At 68.7% G+C, this 16,916-nt stretch carries 19 protein-coding genes and 1 pseudogene; 12 read left to right on the forward strand and 8 right to left on the reverse strand.

The genetic code is table 11. The features are described from left to right. Positions 1-90: 90 nt before the first annotated feature. Positions 91-864, reverse strand: coding sequence for an enoyl-CoA hydratase (locus BST38_RS22645; protein ID WP_083145754.1), 774 nt, complete (start codon positions 862-864; stop codon positions 91-93). A gap of 46 nt (positions 865-910) precedes the next feature. On the opposite strand from BST38_RS22645, the gene BST38_RS22650 reads away from it, so the two are divergent. Both BST38_RS22650 and BST38_RS22655 read left to right on the forward strand, forming a co-directional pair. Continuing rightward, the gene (locus BST38_RS22650; RefSeq protein ID WP_083145755.1) at positions 911-1,177 is read left to right on the forward strand and encodes a DUF2277 domain-containing protein; all 267 of its coding nucleotides are present in this window, start codon (positions 911-913) and stop codon (positions 1,175-1,177) included. Continuing rightward, positions 1,174-1,746 carry a DUF1802 family protein gene (locus BST38_RS22655; protein WP_083145730.1) on the forward strand — a complete coding sequence of 191 codons (573 nt, stop codon included), beginning with the start codon at positions 1,174-1,176 and terminating at the stop codon, positions 1,744-1,746. The genes BST38_RS22650 and BST38_RS22655 overlap by 4 nt, the downstream gene beginning before the upstream one ends. Here BST38_RS22655 and BST38_RS22660 read toward each other — a convergent pair. Further along, positions 1,735-3,351 (reverse strand): CocE/NonD family hydrolase, encoded by a 1,617-nt coding sequence (locus tag BST38_RS22660; protein WP_083145731.1) that lies wholly within the window; start codon positions 3,349-3,351, stop codon positions 1,735-1,737. The genes BST38_RS22655 and BST38_RS22660 overlap by 12 nt on opposite strands. 16 nt (positions 3,352-3,367) lie before the next feature. After that, a complete protein-coding gene (locus tag BST38_RS22665) occupies positions 3,368-3,952 on the reverse strand; it encodes a DUF3558 domain-containing protein (protein WP_083145732.1) in 585 nt (194 codons plus the stop codon). Positions 3,953-4,093: 141 nt separating this feature from the next. On the opposite strand from BST38_RS22665, the gene pptH reads away from it, so the two are divergent. Genes pptH through truB form a run of 3 tightly spaced genes read left to right on the forward strand, consistent with a single transcriptional unit; the run spans position 4,094 to position 6,620 of the window. After that, positions 4,094-5,041, forward strand: a complete 948-nt coding sequence (gene pptH, locus BST38_RS22670; protein ID WP_083145733.1) for an ACP phosphodiesterase PptH — start codon at positions 4,094-4,096, stop codon at positions 5,039-5,041. Further along, positions 5,038-5,724 (forward strand): 4'-phosphopantetheinyl transferase PptT, encoded by a 687-nt coding sequence (gene pptT, locus BST38_RS22675; protein ID WP_083145734.1) that lies wholly within the window; start codon positions 5,038-5,040, stop codon positions 5,722-5,724. Before pptH ends, pptT begins: the two co-directional genes overlap by 4 nt. Beyond that, entirely contained in the window at positions 5,721-6,620 is a 900-nt protein-coding gene (truB, locus tag BST38_RS22680) for a tRNA pseudouridine(55) synthase TruB (RefSeq protein ID WP_083145735.1), read from the forward strand. The genes pptT and truB overlap by 4 nt, the downstream gene beginning before the upstream one ends. A gap of 86 nt (positions 6,621-6,706) precedes the next feature. On the opposite strand, the gene BST38_RS22685 is transcribed toward truB, so the two are convergent. Further along, the gene (locus BST38_RS22685; RefSeq protein WP_083145736.1) at positions 6,707-7,138 is read right to left on the reverse strand and encodes a type II toxin-antitoxin system Rv0910 family toxin; all 432 of its coding nucleotides are present in this window, start codon (positions 7,136-7,138) and stop codon (positions 6,707-6,709) included. A gap of 8 nt (positions 7,139-7,146) precedes the next feature. Further along, entirely contained in the window at positions 7,147-7,854 is a 708-nt protein-coding gene (gene mntR / locus BST38_RS22690) for a manganese-binding transcriptional regulator MntR (RefSeq protein WP_181792038.1), read from the reverse strand. 87 nt (positions 7,855-7,941) lie between these two features. Here mntR and BST38_RS22695 point away from each other — a divergent pair, with 87 nt between their 5' ends. The 6 genes from BST38_RS22695 to BST38_RS22720 all read left to right on the forward strand — a co-directional run bounded on the left by BST38_RS22695 (position 7,942) and on the right by BST38_RS22720 (position 14,583). Continuing rightward, positions 7,942-8,916, forward strand: a complete 975-nt coding sequence (locus BST38_RS22695) for a bifunctional riboflavin kinase/FAD synthetase (protein ID WP_083145737.1) — start codon at positions 7,942-7,944, stop codon at positions 8,914-8,916. A gap of 151 nt (positions 8,917-9,067) precedes the next feature. Continuing rightward, positions 9,068-9,337, forward strand: coding sequence for a 30S ribosomal protein S15 (gene rpsO, locus BST38_RS22700; RefSeq protein WP_083145738.1), 270 nt, complete (start codon positions 9,068-9,070; stop codon positions 9,335-9,337). Between the two features lie 369 nt (positions 9,338-9,706). After that, on the forward strand, positions 9,707-11,962 hold the full coding sequence (locus BST38_RS22705) for a polyribonucleotide nucleotidyltransferase (protein WP_083145739.1): 2,256 nt from the start codon (positions 9,707-9,709) through the stop codon (positions 11,960-11,962). Next, positions 11,940-13,286: a M16 family metallopeptidase gene (locus tag BST38_RS22710; RefSeq protein ID WP_083145740.1), complete on the forward strand. Its 1,347-nt coding sequence runs from the start codon at positions 11,940-11,942 to the stop codon at positions 13,284-13,286. The genes BST38_RS22705 and BST38_RS22710 overlap by 23 nt, the downstream gene beginning before the upstream one ends. An 18-nt stretch (positions 13,287-13,304) precedes the next feature. Beyond that, positions 13,305-14,219 carry a class A beta-lactamase gene (gene bla, locus BST38_RS22715; protein ID WP_083145741.1) on the forward strand — a complete coding sequence of 305 codons (915 nt, stop codon included), beginning with the start codon at positions 13,305-13,307 and terminating at the stop codon, positions 14,217-14,219. Continuing rightward, complete coding sequence (locus BST38_RS22720) at positions 14,209-14,583, forward strand: YchJ family protein (protein WP_083145742.1); 375 nt, start codon at positions 14,209-14,211, stop codon at positions 14,581-14,583. Before bla ends, BST38_RS22720 begins: the two co-directional genes overlap by 11 nt. A gap of 1 nt (position 14,584) precedes the next feature. Here the strand turns inward: BST38_RS22720 and ald are convergent, their stop codons facing one another. Beyond that, entirely contained in the window at positions 14,585-15,700 is a 1,116-nt protein-coding gene (ald, locus tag BST38_RS22725) for an alanine dehydrogenase (RefSeq protein ID WP_083145743.1), read from the reverse strand. A 94-nt stretch (positions 15,701-15,794) separates the two neighbouring features. Between ald and aldR the strand changes: the two genes are divergently transcribed. Continuing rightward, on the forward strand, positions 15,795-16,310 hold the full coding sequence (aldR, locus tag BST38_RS22730; protein ID WP_083145744.1) for an HTH-type transcriptional regulator AldR: 516 nt from the start codon (positions 15,795-15,797) through the stop codon (positions 16,308-16,310). Position 16,311: 1 nt separating this feature from the next. On the opposite strand, the gene BST38_RS22735 is transcribed toward aldR, so the two are convergent. After that, the gene (locus BST38_RS22735; protein ID WP_083145757.1) at positions 16,312-16,668 is read right to left on the reverse strand and encodes a hypothetical protein; all 357 of its coding nucleotides are present in this window, start codon (positions 16,666-16,668) and stop codon (positions 16,312-16,314) included. A 41-nt stretch (positions 16,669-16,709) separates the two neighbouring features. Beyond that, positions 16,710-16,916 (reverse strand): annotated as a pseudogene (locus tag BST38_RS22740) (HNH endonuclease signature motif containing protein); the annotation flags it as partial.

Raw genomic sequence — 16,916 nt, forward strand, 5'->3', positions numbered from 1 at the left:
GGTCGCGCTCGTGGCGCGAGCGTGCGTGTCCGTCGGCGACACGCCGTGGAGTTTCAGTAGTTCGCGCACGCTCGCGCGAAGTTCACGGCCCTAGGGCCGCACCTGCGTGCGGCCGCGGTCGATCACGCTGCTGCGGCTGGCTGCGATGTCCTCGCCGCTGGTGCTCTTCATCCACTCGCGCGCCGCCGCGGCCTCCTGCCACAGCGCGCCGCCGTTCTGCGCGTCGTCGATGTCGTGGTACGACGCCAGCAGCGCACGCACGGCCTTCTGGTTGTTGCCGACGATGGACGCGGCGATCGCACGGGCGGTGTCGAGCAGCTCGGCGTGCGGAACCACCTGGGTGACCAGACCGCAGCGCAGCGCGTCCTCAGCCGACAGGTAGTCACCGGTCATGCTCATCCGGCGGGCCATCCCGACACCGACCTTCTGCGGCAGCCGCACCGACAGCCCCCACGTCGGCAGCAGACCGACCCGGGCGTGGGTGTCGGCGAACCGCGCCTGCTCCGACGCGATCAGGATGTCGCAGTACAGCGCGATCTCCAGCCCACCGGTCACCGCGGGCCCGTTGATCGCGCCGATCACCGGCTTGGTCATCGGCGGCCACTTCGGCGAGATGTCGGGCAGCTCGGTGGTGTCGCCGAGCTCCTTGAGGTCCAGGCCCGCGCAGAAGACCGGATCGGCACCGGTCAGGATCACCACGTCGACGTCGTCGTCGGCTTGGGCCTGCCGCAGCGCCGCGAACAGCTCGCTGCGCAGTGCCGCTGACAGCGCGTTGCGCGAACCGGGCCGGTTCAGCGTCAGCGTGCGGACACGGTCGGTGGTGTCGACCAGCAGGACATCGGCGGCGGAGTTGTCGGTGCTCATCGCCACACCGTAACCGGAGCGCGGACACGCGCCTATCGTGGTGTCCATGTGCCGAAACATCACCGAGCTGCGGGGCCTGGAGCCGGCCGCGACGGTCGACGAGATCGAGGCCGCCGCCCGCCAGTACGTCCGCAAGGTCAGCGGGATCACCCGGCCTTCGGGGGCCAACGTGGATGCGTTCGAGGCCGCGGTCGCCGAGGTCACCGACTCCACCCGCCGGCTACTGGCCGGCCTGCCACCTCGCAGACAGCCGCCGAAAACCGTTCCGCCGCTGCGCCGCCCCGAGGTACGCGCCCGGCTGAATCTCGCGTGACCGCGAGGCCGACCCAGCCCGCGCTCAAGGAGTGGGGCGCCGCGGTGCACGCGCTGCTCGACGGCCGACAGACCGTGCTGCTGCGCAAGGGCGGCATCCACGAGAAGCGATTCGAGGTCGCTCCCGAGGTGGCCCGGTCGCGGTTCCTGCTCTTTCCGACGGTCGCGCACAGCCATGCCGAACGGGTCCGCCCCGAACACCGCGAGCTCCTGGAGACGGCGGCATCCGACAGCACCGACGACGCCGTCGTGCTGCGGGCCGGCGCCCGGGTGGTCGCGGCGATTCCGGTGGAACGCCCTGACGGATTGGAAGAGATCGCGCCACTGCATATCTGGACGGCACAGTCGGTGCAGGAGGATCGCCTCGATTTCCGGCCGCGGCACCGGCTGACCGTGCTCGTCGTGTCGGCGGCCCCGCTCGACGAGTCGGTGCGCCTCGCGCGCACACCCGAGTACCGGGGTTGCTCGAGCTGGGTGCAACTACCCGTCAGCCCGGCGTGGGGCGAGCCGGTGCACGACGACGCGACCCTGGAGTCGATCGCGGCGCGGGTACGCGATTCAGTCGGCTGACACCGGCAGCGTGACGCGGGTCTGCGCACCCAACCGGATCGTGTGCCTCGCCGTCGCGAAACTCGTTGCGGTGGAGGCCGGTTCGCTGGTCCCGTGGTTGCGCAGGAACCTCGGATGTGACCCGCCTGCGACCAGCAGCCTGATCCGCGACCCGGCAGGAAACGTCCATCCGGTCGCGTCGAGTTCGATGCGTGCGATGCCCGACACCGGGGCCGAGGCCAGGTAACCGTCGCTGACATTGTGTGAGCTGCCGTCGGATTCGACCTGGCTGATCCGGACGAACAGATCGTTGTGCGGGTTCGGGCATTCGTGCGCCAATTCCACCACCGGTGCCCCGATGACCCGAAGATCGGTAGGCAGCGGGGCGCTCGTGAACGTCACCGTGTCGGCGCGGCGGGCCAGTTCGGTGTCGTCGCGGTAGCCGCCCACCGGGGACAACAGCCGGCCGCCGACCGTCGGCGTCGGATCGGCCGGGTTGTACACGAACGTCACCTGACCGGATTCGCCTGCGTGCGCAGCCAATCGGTGCCCGGGCAGGGGATAGAGCACCTGCTCGTCGGTGACCGGCGGCCAGTCGGGAAGTTCGCGCCATCCCGCGCCGTGGACGTGGATGCGGACCGGTGCCGGCCTGCCCTCCGGCGCCCCGGCGAGATGAGTGCCGAGCCAGTCCATCGTCTCGCGCAGCACCGTCGGTGCGGCCTTGGTCATCATGTGACCATGCGTCCACGGTCCGATGGTCAGGCCGGTGGCCACCCCGCGGGTGCGCAGCCGGCGGTACTGTTCGAGCGTCTGCTCAAGGAACAGGTCCTGCCATCCCGTCAGGAACAGCACCGGCACCTCGCTGTGGTCGAGCGCGTCGTCGGCGCGCAGCCGGGTCCAGAACGGGTCGTCGGGGGCGGGATGCTCCAGCCAGGATTCGAACCACGGTGCGCCGTCGCCGAGCAGCGCCCGGCTGGACTCGCCCAGCGGTGAGCCCAGCGCGGCCCGGGTGACCAGCCGCTGCGCCCGCAGTTGGTGCAGCAGCACCCGCAGCCGTCGCGGATCCTCCTGGCGGGAGACCAGATCGCTCCAGCCGAGGAAATCGTTCAGCGCGAACGAGCCGGTGCCCCAACGAGGTCCGCTGATGTCGTGGGGGCCGACGGTGATCACGGCCGCCTTCAACTCCGGCGGCGGATCGGACAACAGCGCCCACTGCGTCCAGCCCAGGTAGGACAGCCCGAGGGTGGCGAAGGTGCCGGTGAACCACGGTTGGGTCCGTAGCCACGCGACGGTGTCGGCGCCGTCGGCGGCCTCGTTGACGAACGGGTCGAACTCGCCGCCGGAACCGAACGTGCCACGCACGCTCTGCACCACCACGTGATAGCCGCGCGCGGCGTACACCGCGCCGAACAGCGCCGAGAACGGCCAGCCTCGCCCGTACGGGCCGCGTACCAGCAGCGTGCCCGCGGGCGTGTCGGTGTGCGGCGCGTAGTGGTCGGCGACGAGGTCGACGCCGTCGCGCATCGGCACCGGCAGATGCCGGTCCACGGTGAACTCGGTGGTTGCCGGGGGGAGCCGCAATACGCTGCTGAGCGTGGTCAGCGCGGCCTGCTGCAGGCGGGTCACGACACGAGGTTACGTGTCAGTAGACGTAATACGGGCTGAGCTCGTGGGCGCGCTGCAGATTGGTCTGCATGCAGTCGGGGTCGGGCTCGGAGTAGACCGGCGAATAGAACAGCGACTGCTGGATGACCCCGTAGCTGGTCTTGAACGCGACCATGCAGGTGATCCACCAGCGGTTGTTCCAGTCCGTGGGCTTCATGATCCAGAACTGGGCGGCCCGGTGGCCGTTGATGTCGAGTTCGACGGCGTCGGGCGGCAGCGTCTCCTCGTAGGTGCGCCACACGAAGGCCTCGACCGCCATCTGGTAGTTGCCGGCGTCGTACTTGCAGCGCAGGCTGTCCTCGTGTGCCGGCGGGGTGAAGGCCAGCCCGATTCGCTCGATCACGTCGAGCGGGATGTCACGGCAGGGGTCGAACGGATCGGGGTCGGTCAGATCGAGCACCGGCCATTTCATCGTCGTCGTCTGCAGCGGAAGCGGCGCATGCGTCGACCGCAGGTCGACGCGGTCGGGCCCGGCCGTCGCCGCGGGTTCTATCTGCCAGACCACGACCACCGCTGCGACCAGCGCGCACAGCGCCGAGAACAGTCGCAGCTTGGCGACCATGACACCTCCAGAGTCGTCGGTTCGTGATCGGGGTCGTCCCGGGAGTGTAACGGGAGGCACTCAGCGCGCGGACAGGAACTTAGAACCTGTTCTAGTTGCCGGAAGGTGCCCCGCATCCGTCCACCAGTAGGCTGACGGGTTGTGAGCACTGACGAACGACGTCCCACCTTGTGGGCGGTCAGTGACCTTCACACCGGACACACCGGCAACAAGCCGGTCACGGAGTCGCTGTACCCGGCCTCGCCCGACGACTGGCTGATCGTCGCCGGTGACGTCGCCGAGCGCACCGACGAGATCCGGTGGGCACTGGACCTGCTGCGCAAGCGCTTCGCCAAGGTGATCTGGATCCCCGGCAACCACGAGCTGTGGACCACTCAGCGCGACCCGATGCAGATCTACGGGAAATCGCGCTACGACTACCTGGTCAACATGTGCGACGAGATGGGTGTGATCACCCCCGAGCATCCCTACCCGGTGTGGACCGAGGAGGGTGGCCCGGCGACGATCGTGCCGATGTTCCTGCTCTACGACTATTCGTTCCTGCCGCAGGGCGCGGGGACGAAAGCCGAGGGGCTGGCGATCGCCAAGGAGCGCAACATCGTCGGCACCGACGAATACCTGTTGTCGTCGGAGCCGTACGCCACACGTGACGCGTGGTGCCGCGACCGGGTCAACTACACCCGCAAGCGGCTCGAGGATCTGGACTGGATGATGCCGACCGTCCAGGTCAACCATTTCCCGATGGTGCGCGAACCCTGCGACGCGATGTACTACCCGGAGTTCGCGCTGTGGTGCGGCACCACCGCCACCGCCGACTGGCACACCCGCTACAACGCGATCTGCTCCGTGTACGGGCATCTGCACATCCCGCGCACCACCTGGTACGACGGCGTGCGCTTCGAAGAGGTGTCGGTCGGCTATCCGCGAGAGTGGCGCCGGCGCAGGCCCTACCGCTGGTTGCGGCAGATCCTGCCGGACCCGAAGTACGCGCCCGGCTACCTCAACGAGTTCGGCGGGCACTTCCAGATCACCCAGGAGATGCGCGACAACGCCGCGCGGATCCAGCAGCGCATCAAGGACCGCGCGTGATCGCGGCACCCCTGCTCGCCGGCGTGCTGCCGGGTGAGGTCGACGCGCTGGCGGCGGCCGAGTTGTACACCGACCCCACCGAACTCGCACCGCTGCCGGAGGAGGAACCGCTGATCTCTCGATCGGTGGCCAAACGGCGCAACGAGTTCGTCACCGTGCGCTACTGCGCGCGCCGGGCGCTCGTCGACCTCGGCATGGAGCCGGTGCCGATCCTGAAGGGGGAGAAGGGCGAACCGCGCTGGCCCGACGGTGTCGTCGGCAGCCTGACGCACTGCGACGGGTTCCGCGGCGCGGCCGTCGGGCGCCGCGAACAGGTGCGCTCGCTCGGGATCGACGCCGAACCGCACGATGTGCTCCCCAACGGTGTGCTCGACGCGATCAGCCTGCCCGTCGAACGCCACGAACTCGGGGCGATGCCCGACGGCGTGCACTGGGACCGGGTGCTGTTCTGCGCCAAGGAGGCCACGTACAAGGCGTGGTATCCGCTGACGCACCGGTGGCTGGGCTTCGAGGACGCCCACATCACGTTTGCCGTGGACACTTCCGACGCTTCCGGGCAGGCGGGGACGTTCACGTCGCGGATCCTGATCGACCCCGCCGCGGAATTCGGCCCGCCGCTGGAGACGCTGACCGGGCGGTGGGCGGTGCGCAACGGCATCGCGTTGACCGCGATCGTGCTGTGAGCAATCCAGCCCCCGGTCTGGTGGTGGTCGACAAACCCGGCGGGATGACCAGTCACGACGTCGTCGGCCGGTGCCGGCGGCTGTTCGGCACCCGCAAGGTCGGCCACGCCGGCACGCTGGACCCGATGGCCACCGGCGTGCTGGTCATCGGTATCGAGCGCGCCACCAAGATCCTCGGACTGCTGACCGCGACCGACAAGTCCTACGACGCGACGATCCGGCTGGGTCAGACGACCTCCACCGAGGACGCCGAAGGTGAGCTCCTGCAACAGGTTTCGGCCTCGCAGGTGACCGACGCGCAGATCGAGGACGCCATCGCGCCGCTGCGGGGGAACATCGAACAGATCCCGTCGGCCGTCAGCGCGATCAAGGTGGCGGGCAAACGCGCCTACCAGATGGTGCGCGACGGCGAGCACGTCGAACTCGCCGCGCGTGCCGTGCGTATCGACCGATTCGAGGTCCTCGCGGTCCGCCGCGGGATCGAAGGGGCCGCCGACGTCGTCGACGTCGACGTGGTGGTCGACTGCTCCAGCGGGACCTACATCCGCGCGCTGGCCCGCGATGTCGGCGCCGCGCTCGGGGTCGGCGGTCATCTGACCGCGTTGCGGCGCACCCGCGTCGGCGGGTTCGGGCTCGACCAGGCCCGCACGCTGGAACAGCTCGCCGACCACGCCGAGCTCAGCTATTCACTCGACGAGGCGTGCCTGCAGGGCTTCCCGCGGCGTGACCTGTCCGAGGAGGAGGCGGTCGACGCCGCGCACGGCCGACCGCTCGCCGCCGCGGGCGTGGACGGCATCTACGCCGCGACCGCACCCGACGGTCGCGTCATGGCGCTGCTGCAGGACGCCGGGGCGCGGACCAAGTCGGTGGTGGTGATCCGCCCGGCGACGCTGTAGGCGCCCGCAGCTCGCCGACTGCACGGTTTATGACGGAAGTCGGCCCGGAACTCGTCACAAAGCGTGCACTCGACGCCCGGCGCGGCTCAAGCGTAGAGCCGCTCGAATTCTTCGATGGCCCTGTCGATGTCACCCTTGACCGCGCGGGCGGCCGCAGAGCCGATGGGCCCGAACAGCGGCGCGCCGCCGAGGTCCATCCGCACCGTGAAGGTGCAGCCTTCACCGGTCGAGTCGACCTTCATCGTCAACTTGTAGCGGGTTCCGCCGACGCCCTCACCGTGCACCGCGAGCGACGACGGCGGGGTGAACTCCTTGACCGTCCACGTCACCCGGTTACGCATCCCCTTGGCACCGGCCACCCCGACGATCGTCGTCCCGACGGTGATCTCGTCGGGGACGTCGGAGCGCCACCCCTGGTGCATCGGCATCCAGTCGCCCAGCGAGGACAGGTCCGATGCATGTGCCCAGGCGTCCTCGGCGGACATCGCCAACGATCGGGACAACTCCAGCTTGGCCACGCGACTCCTTACGCTACGACCCAGATCGCTTGTGCGGCAGGGCTTCCCAAATCAACAGTCGTCTCTGTTCCGGTGGTGGCAGGGTCCTCGATCGCCACCGAGATCATGCCCGCGAAGTCGCGCCGGGCCACCACCCGCAGCCGGGAATCCAGGCTGATGCCGACGGTGTCGAAGTAGCGCAGCATCTCCGGGTCGGCGTCGGAGATCCGTGCGACGGTGCCGGACTCGCCGTCCTGGCACGCCGAGAGCTGCCGCGCCGGGGGAGTCGGAACCCGGCCGTCGGGCGCGGGGATCGGATCGCCGTGCGGATCGCGGGTCGGATAGCCGAGCTTCGCGTCGATGCGGTCGAGCATCCGGTCCGAGACGGCATGCTCGAGGATCTCGGCCTCGTCGTGCACCTCGTCCCAGCCGTAGCCGAGCTCGTTGACGAGGAACGTCTCCATCAGCCGGTGCCGGCGCACCATCGCCAGCGCGGCGCGACGGCCCGCGTCGGTCAGCGTCACCGCACCGTACTTCTCGTGGTCCACCAGGCCCTGGTCGGCGAGCTTGCGGATCGACTCCGACGCGGTGCTGGCCGAGACGCCGATCCGGTCGGCGAGCAGCTTGGTGCTGACCTTGTCGGGGGACCACTCCTGGGCGGTCCAGATGACCTTCAGATAGTCCTGGGCGACCGTCGACAGATCGGTGGGATTGGCGGCGTCAGGACTCACGATCATTGAGTTTAGGCAATCATCACCTGATCCGGTGGTGTCGCTCGCCCGGTGTTTAGACCAGAGCCGGGCGCGGGTCGTAGGCTAGCGGGCGTGCAGCGCTGGCGGGGGCAGGACGACATCCCCACAGACTGGGGTCGATGTGTCGTCACCATCGGGGTTTTCGACGGGGTACACCGCGGCCACCAGGAGCTGATCAACCGCGCCGTGAAGGCCGGCCGCTCCCGCGGGGTGCCGACGGTGCTGATGACGTTCGACCCGCACCCGATGGAGGTCGTGTTCCCGGGCAGTCACCCGGCGCAGCTGACCACCCTGACCCGGCGCGCCGAACTGGTCGAGGAACTCGGCATCGACGTTTTCCTGGTGGTGCCGTTCACCGCCGACTTCATGAAGCTCACCCCGGAGCGCTACATCCACGAGTTGCTCGTCGAACGCCTGCACGTCGTCGAGGTCGTGGTCGGGGACAACTTCACGTTCGGTAAGAAGGCTGCCGGAAACGTCGACCTGCTGCGCAAGGCCGGCGACCGGTTCGGCTTCGCCGTCGACTCGCTGTCCCTGGTCGCCGAGCATCACCAGGACGAGACGGTGACGTTCTCGTCGACCTACATCCGCTCCTGCGTGGACGCCGGCGACATGGTCGCCGCCGCCGAGGCGTTGGGCCGCCCGCACCGCGTCGAGGGCGTGGTGGTCCGGGGCGACGGCCGCGGCCGGGTGCTGGGGTTCCCGACGGCCAACGTCGCACCGCCGATGTACTCGGCGATCCCGGCCGACGGCGTCTACGCCGCGTGGTTCACCGTGCTCGGGCACGGACCCGTCGTCGGCACGGTCATGCCGGGGGAGAGATATCAGGCCGCCGTGTCGGTCGGCACCAACCCGACGTTCTCGGGGCGCACCCGCACGGTCGAGGCGTTCGTCCTCGACACCGAGGCCGATCTGTACGGCCAGCACGTCGCCGTCGATTTCGTCGCCCGGTTGCGCGGCCAGGAGAAGTTCGACTCGGTCGACGATCTGATCGTCGCGATGGGCGTCGACACCGAACGCGCCCGCACCATCTTGTCGGCTCACTAGCTGCGCATTCGGCGATTCGTCGGCGGGTGGGGCCCGCTGCTAGACTCCCTGCCGACCCGGCGCGTGCTGCAGTTCGCGGTGGCCGCGCTTTTTCGGGGTCCGATCTGTACCGGGCCCCAACGTTCGCGGACCGAATCGATGGAGTTGTTTCGTGGCGCTCACTGCCGAACAGAAGAAAGAAATCCTTGGCCAGTACGGCCTGCACGACACCGATACCGGATCCCCGGAAGCCCAGGTCGCACTGCTGACCAAGCGGATCACGGATCTCACCGAACACCTCAAGCAGCACAAGCATGACCACCACTCGCGTCGTGGCCTGCTGCTGCTGGTCGGCCGCCGTCGCCGGCTGCTGAAGTACGTCGCCCAGGTCGACGTCGCACGCTACCGCTCGCTGATCGAGCGCCTGGGCCTGCGTCGCTGACACGGCGCTCGTCGTCTGCGATCCGCCCCGCTGCCGCACGGCAGCGGGGCGGACTCGTTTTGTGCCGAAAGGCCCGGATTAGGGGTTTCGCAGGTACCGGGATGTAGCATGAGGTTCGTTCGGCTGCCTTTGGCACGAACAGACCGGGTGCGGTCCTCGCAGACCCGCGCGCACCGTTCCCGCGTAGACACGAACATGAACCGCCTGATCGCGCGGTCTTCGGTAGTGGCTGCCGGAGAGATCTCCGACAGCTTCGATCGACGGCCGTCGACGCATCAAGGCCGGGCTGACGGGATTACCCGGGCCCGCTTTCACCTGCGCGTGTCCACGCGAAACAGCTGAATGATCAGAGAGGCCGTACGGACGTCTATGTCTGTAGTTGAAATCGAAGAGGGCGTGTTCGAGTCGACCGCCACCATCGACAACGGGAGCTTCGGCACCCGCACCATCCGTTTCGAGACCGGCCGGCTGGCCAAGCAGGCCGCCGGCGCCGTCGTCGCCTACCTCGACGACGACACCATGCTGCTGAGCGCGACCACCGCGAGCAAGCAGCCCAAGGACCATTTCGACTTCTTCCCGCTGACGATCGACGTCGAGGAGCGGATGTACGCCGCCGGGCGCATCCCCGGCTCGTTCTTCCGCCGCGAGGGTCGTCCGTCCACCGACGCGATCCTGACCTGCCGACTGATCGACCGGCCGCTGCGCCCGACGTTCATCTCGGGTCTGCGGAACGAGATCCAGGTCGTCGTCACCGTGCTGAGCCTGGATCCCAAGGATCTGTACGACGTGCTGGCCATCAACGCCGCGTCGGCGTCGACCCAGATCTCGGGCATCCCGTTCAACGGCCCGGTCGGCGGCGTGCGCGTCGCGCTGATTGACGGCCAGTGGGTCGCTTTCCCGACCGTCGAGCAGCTCGAAGGCGCCGTGTTCGACATGGTCGTCGCGGGCCGGAAGGCCGGCGACGACGTCGCGATCATGATGGTCGAGGCCGAGGCCACCGACAAGGTCATCGACCTGATCGCCGGCGGTGCGGGCGCACCGACCGAGTCGGTGGTGGCCGAGGGCCTGGAGGCCGCCAAGCCGTTCATCGCGGTGCTGTGCGATGCGCAGGCCGAGCTCGCCGGTGCCGCCGGCAAGGAGACCGCCGAGTACCCGGTGTTCCCGGACTACGCCGAGGACGTCTACTACTCCGTCGCGTCGGTCGCGACCGACGCCCTGGCCGAGGCGCTGACCATCGCGGGCAAGGAAGAGCGCGACGACCGCACCAACGAGATCAAGGCCGAGGTCGTCGAACGGCTCGCCGAGCAGTACGCGGGCCGTGAGAAGGAGATCGGCGCGGCGTACCGCTCGCTGACGAAGAAGCTTGTGCGCCAGCGCATCCTGACCGACCACTTCCGCATCGACGGCCGCGGTGTCACCGACATCCGCGCACTGTCCGCCGAGGTCGCGGTCGTCCCGCGGGCACACGGCAGCGCGCTGTTCGAGCGTGGCGAGACCCAGATCATGGGCGTCACCACCCTCGACATGGTCAAGATGGCCCAGCAGATCGACTCGCTGGGACCGGAGACCAGCAAGCGCTACATGCACCACTACAACTTCCCGCCGTTCTCGACGGGTGAGACCGGCCGCGTCGGTTCGCCGAAGCGCCGCGAGATCGGCCACGGGGCGCTCGCCGAGCGTGCGCTGATGCCGGTGCTGCCGAGTGTCGAGGAGTTCCCGTACGCGATCCGTCAGGTGTCGGAGGCGCTGAGCTCCAACGGCTCGACCTCGATGGGGTCGGTGTGTGCGTCGACGCTGTCGCTGCTGAACGCCGGTGTGCCGCTGAAGGCGCCGGTCGCGGGTATCGCGATGGGCCTGGTGTCCGACGATGTCGAGGTGGATGGCAAGACGGAGCGCCGCTTCGTCACGCTGACCGACATCCTCGGCGCCGAGGACGCGTTCGGCGACATGGACTTCAAGTGCGCGGGCACCAAGGACTTCGTCACCGCCCTGCAGTTGGACACCAAGCTCGACGGCATCCCGTCCCAGGTGCTGGCCGGTGCGCTCGCGCAGGCCAAGGACGCCCGGATCACCATCCTCGAGGTGATGGCCGAGGCCATCGACGAGCCCGACGAGATGAGCCCGTACGCGCCGCGCATCACCACGATCAAGGTGCCGGTCGACAAGATCGGCGAGGTCATCGGGCCCAAGGGCAAGATGATCAACTCGATCACCGAGGAGACCGGCGCGTCGATCTCCATCGAGGACGACGGCACCGTGTTCGTCGGCGCCTCCAACGGCGAGGCCGCGCAGGCCGCGATCGACAAGATCAACGCGATCGCGAACCCGCAGCTGCCCAAGGTCGGCGAGCGGTTCCTCGGAACGGTGGTGAAAACCACTGATTTTGGAGCCTTCGTTTCCTTACTGCCGGGCCGCGACGGCCTGGTGCACATCTCGAAGTTGGGCCGCGGCAAGCGGGTCAACAAGGTCGAGGACGTCGTGAAGGTCGGTGACAAGATCCGCGTGGAGATCGCCGACATCGACAACCGCGGCAAGATCTCGCTGGTCCTGGTCGCCGAAGACGAGGTTGCAGAGGCTCCCGCCGACGCGTCCGCACCGGTTGATGCCGCGACCGCCAGCAGCTGATTCTGGGGCGCTCCGCCGGGGACGTCGTGGCAACGACACGTCCCTGGCGGTGCGCCGCACGCGGTTACCCGGTGGCCTGCGTGTGGTCACCGAACACATCCCGTCGGTGCACTCGGCGTCGGTCGGCGTCTGGGTGAACGTGGGATCGCGCGACGAGGGCCGCAGTGTGGCCGGCGCCGCGCACTTCCTCGAACACCTGCTGTTCAAGTCGACTCCGACGCGCACCGCGGTGCAGATCGCCCAGGAGGTGGACGCGGTCGGCGGTGAGCTGAACGCGTTCACCTCGCGCGAGCACACCTGCTACTACGCGCACGTGCTCGACGCGGATCTGGCGCTGGCGGTGGACCTGGTGTCCGACGTGGTGCTCAACGGCCGCTGCGCGGTCGAGGACGTCGAGGTCGAGCGTGACGTCGTGCTCGAAGAGATCGCGATGCGTGACGACGACCCCGAGGACACCCTCGGCGACGTGTTCCTGTCGGCGATGTTCGGCGACCACCCCGTCGGCAGGCCGGTCATCGGCAGCGTCGAGTCGATCTCGGGGATGACCCGCTCGCAACTGCATTCGTTCCACGTGCGCCGCTACACCCCGGACCGGATGGTCGTCGCGGTGGCCGGAAACGTCGAGCACGACGAGGTGGTCCGGCTGGTGCGGCGGCACTTCGGTCCGCACCTGGTGCGCGGTCGCGCCCCGGTGCCCCCGCGTAAGGGCACCGGTCGCGTCACCGGGCGCCCGACGCTGGAACTGGTCAAACGCGACGCCGAGCAGACCCACCTGTCACTCGGGGTGCGCACGCCGGGCCGGCACTGGGAGCATCGGTGGGCGCTGTCGGTGCTGAACACCGCGCTCGGCGGAGGCCTGAGTTCGCGTCTGTTCCAACAGATCCGGGAGAGCAGGGGACTGGCCTACTCGGTCTATTCGACCATCGACACGTTCGCCGACAGCGGTGCGCTGTCGATCTACGCAGGGTGTCTACCGGAGCGATTCGACGAGGTGGTCCGTGTGACCACCGACGTGCTGGACGACGTCGCCCGCGACGGCATCACCGCCGACGAATGCCGGATCGCGAAGGGGTCGCTGCGGGGTGGCCTGGTGTTGGGCCTGGAGGATTCGGGCTCGCGGATGAACCGCATCGGCCGCAGCGAGCTCAACTTCGGCGAGCACCACACGATCGCCGAGACGCTGTCGCGGATCGACGCGGTGTCCCTCGACGAGGTCAACGCGGTGGCGCGCCAACTGCTCACCCGGCCGTTCGGTGCCGCGGTGCTCGGACCGGTGCGTTCGAAACGCGCGCTGCCCAGGCCACTTCAAAAGATCACCGGCTGACCGGTAGCCTGGCGGGCGATGACGGAACTCACCCGACGACACGTACTTCTCGGCGGGCTGTCCCTGTTCGCGCTGACCGCGTGTTCCACACAGACCGTTCTCGCCGAACCTGCCGGACCGCTGCCCCCGGCGCAGGACCGGATCGCTGCGCTGGGCCAGCGGCACAATGCGCAAATCGGTTTGTACGCAGCCAATCTCGATACCGGTGACAGCCTCGCGTTCGGTGACACCGAGCGATTCGCGATGTGCTCGACGTTCAAGGCCTACGCCGCGGGTGCGGTGTTGCAGCGGGTTCAGCAGGGCGCGCTGCGCCTCGGCGACACGGTGCCGATCCGGGCCGAGGACATCCGCCCGCACTCGCCGGTCACCGAACCGTGGGTCGGCACCGAGATGACGCTGGCCGAGCTTTGTCAGGCCGCGCTGCAGCAGAGCGACAACGCCGCGGCCAACGCATTGCTCGGCGTGCTCGGCGGACCGCCCGCGATCACCGAGTTCGCCCGCGGCATCGGCGACGACCAGACCCGCCTGGACCGCTGGGAAGTCGAGCTGAACTCGGCGGTGCCCGGCGATCCGCGCGACACGAGTACGCCGCGGGCGTTGGGGACGGGGTATCGCGCGCTGCTGACCGGCGACGTGCTGGAGCCCGCGGGCCGACAGCAGCTCACCGACTGGATGCTGGCCAACCAGACCTCCAGCATGCGCGCCGGCCTCCCGCAGGGATTCACGAGCGCCGACAAGACCGGCAGCGGCGACTATGGCACCACCAACGATGTCGGCGTCGTGTTCGGGCCGGACGGCCAGCGGCTGGTGGTCGCGGTGATGACCCGGTCGATCACCGACGACCCCGATGCGCCGAGCCTGCGGCCGCTGATCGGGGAGTTGGCGACGCTGGTGCTGGCCGAGCTGGACGGGCCGTCCACCGGTGCGCGCTGACGAACCGTGCCCGTGCGGCAGCGGTGAGGTGTTCGGATCCTGCTGCCGGCCGTTGCATGTCGGCGACCGGCAGGCCGAGACGGCCGAAGAGCTGATGCGCTCGCGCTACAGCGCGTACGTCGTGGGCGACTCCGAATATGTGTGGCGCACATGGCACCCCCGCACCCGTCCGGACGAGGTCTCGGACCTGACGGTCACCTGGTCGCGGCTGGAGATCCTCGACCGGGTCGGCGGCGGGCCGGCGGACGACACCGGTGAGGTCGAGTTCCGCGCGTACCACCGCGCCGGAGTGCTGCACGAGCGGTCGCGCTTCGCGCGGCGCGCCGGGCGGTGGTTCTACGTCGACGGCGATCTCTTCGACTGAGTCAGGCCAGCAGGCTCGCGGGATCGGTGTAGGGCAGGTCGAGATCGGAGGCCACCTGCTCGGACAGCAGCGCGCCCTCGTGGGTCGACAGGCCCTTCGCCAGAGCCGCGTCCGCGCGGCAGGCGTCCTGCCAGCCCTGGTTCGCGAGCTTGATCACGTAGGGCAGCGTCGCGTTGGTCAGCGCGTAGGTGGACGTGCGCGGCACGGCGCCGGGCATGTTGGCGACGCAGTAGAACACCGTGTCGTGCACCGCGAACGTCGGATCGTCGTGCGTGGTGGGGCGCGAGTCCTCGAAGCAGCCGCCTTGGTCGATCGCGATGTCGACCAGCACCGCACCCGACTTCATCGCGGCGACAGTCGAATTGGTGACCAGCTTGGGGGCCTTCGCGCCGGGCACGAGCACCGCGCCGATGACGAGGTCGGCGCCCTTGACGGCATCCTCCAGGTCGAGCGAGGACGAGTAGCGGGTCTCGATGCTGCCGTTGAACTCGTTGTCGATCTTGCGCAAGGTGTTGATGTTGACGTCGAAGACGTTGACGTGAGCGCCCATGCCCTTGGCGATGCGGGCGGCGTTGTAGCCGGCCACACCGCCGCCGATGACGACGACCTCGGCCGGGGCGACGCCGGGGACACCGCCCATCAGCACGCCGCGTCCGCCGTGGCTACGCATCAGGTGGTAGGCGCCGACCTGGGCCGACAGGCGGCCGGCGACCTCACTCATCGGGGCCAGAAGAGGAAGCGCGCCGTCAGGGGTCTGCACGGTCTCGTACGCGATCGACGTGGTGCCGGAGGCCATCAGCGCATCGGTACAGGGCTTGGACGCGGCGAGGTGGAGATAGGTGAACAGGGTCTGGCCCTTGCGCATCTTCGCGTATTCGGCCTCGATGGGCTCCTTGACCTTCAGCAGCAGGTCGGCCTCGGCCCACACCTCGTCGGCGGTGCTGATCAGCTGCGCGCCGGCGCGCTTGAAGTCGGCGTCGGAGATCGCCGATCCGTCGCCGGCGCCGACCTGGACCAGCACCTCGTGGCCGCGGTGGACCAGCTCGGCGACGCCCGACGGGGTGGCCGCGACGCGGTATTCGTTGTTCTTGATCTCGGTCGGGATACCGACGCGCATGATCGCTCCTCAGCTAGGAATGGGCTGGTTAAGAGTGTGAAGAAAAGTGAAATCCAGCGCAATATTTGCGACAAAGATTCATTATGATGCTGGAATGTCAGAAATATCATCGGCACAGGAGCCTGTTCGGTCCGTGGCGCCGAAGGATGTTCGGCCGGTTCCGATCGATGACGTCGACCGCCGCATCCTGACGGCGCTGCACGCCGACGCCCGGATCGCCAACAACGCGTTGGCCGAGCTGGTCGGCATCGCGCCGTCGACATGTCACGGCCGGGTGCGCCGCCTTCAGGAGCTCGGTGTGATCCGCGGCTTCTACACCGACATCGACCCGGCGGCGATCGGCCTGAACCTGCAGGCGATGATCTCGGTCAGCCTGCAGGCCAGTTCGCGGGGCAAGATCCGCAACTTCATCCAGACCATCCGGCGCAAGCCACAGGTGATGGACGTGTACTTCCTGGCCGGCGCCGACGACTTCATCCTGCACGTGGCGGCGCGCGACACCGACGACCTGCGGGCATTCGTCGTGGAGAACCTGAACGCCGACGCCGATGTCGCGGGCACACAGACATCGCTGATCTTCGAGCATCTGCGCGGCGCGTCGCCGCTGTAGGTCAGGCCGGCGTCAGGGTGACGTTCAGCAGTGACACCGCAACGTCGCTCGGCAGGATGTCGACGAACGTCGGGGCGTCGCGCAATGCTGCTCCGGTTGCGATGATGTTGCCCGGAAATGTTGCGGCGCAGGGGAAATTGCTGCACCGGAACCACATACCGGGCGGGCTCTGGTAGGGCTGCATGCTCGGCGACTGGTCGACCCGGTAACGGCCGGGCGGGATGAACGTCGTCGCCCAGCCGTCGCGTGCCTGGGTTGTGACGCCGAAGACGCCGTTGCTTCCGTAGGACGGTGCCGCGTGCGCGGGCGCCGCCGGCGTCGCGACGAAGACCGCGCAGCCCGCGGCTGCGGCGAGCATCGAATACCCCCGGTGTGTGCGCATTGCCAGAGGTTACCCGGCTACGGGACCTCATCATCGGTGTCTTCGTCTTCGAGGAGGTGGCGTTCGGGGTGGTGGTAGCCGTTGATGCGGTGCCGGCCGGTGTCGAGGTCGGGTGGGGGGAGCCATTCGGTGTGGTTTGTGGTGTTCTTGCCGGTGGTCCAGGCGGTGTTGTCGATCATCAGGTTGTCGGGCTGGCAGGCCAGGGTGAGGTCGTCGATGTTGGT

The sequence above is a fragment of the Mycolicibacterium parafortuitum genome, from assembly GCF_002086815.1.
GTDB lineage: Bacteria > Actinomycetota > Actinomycetes > Mycobacteriales > Mycobacteriaceae > Mycobacterium > Mycobacterium parafortuitum.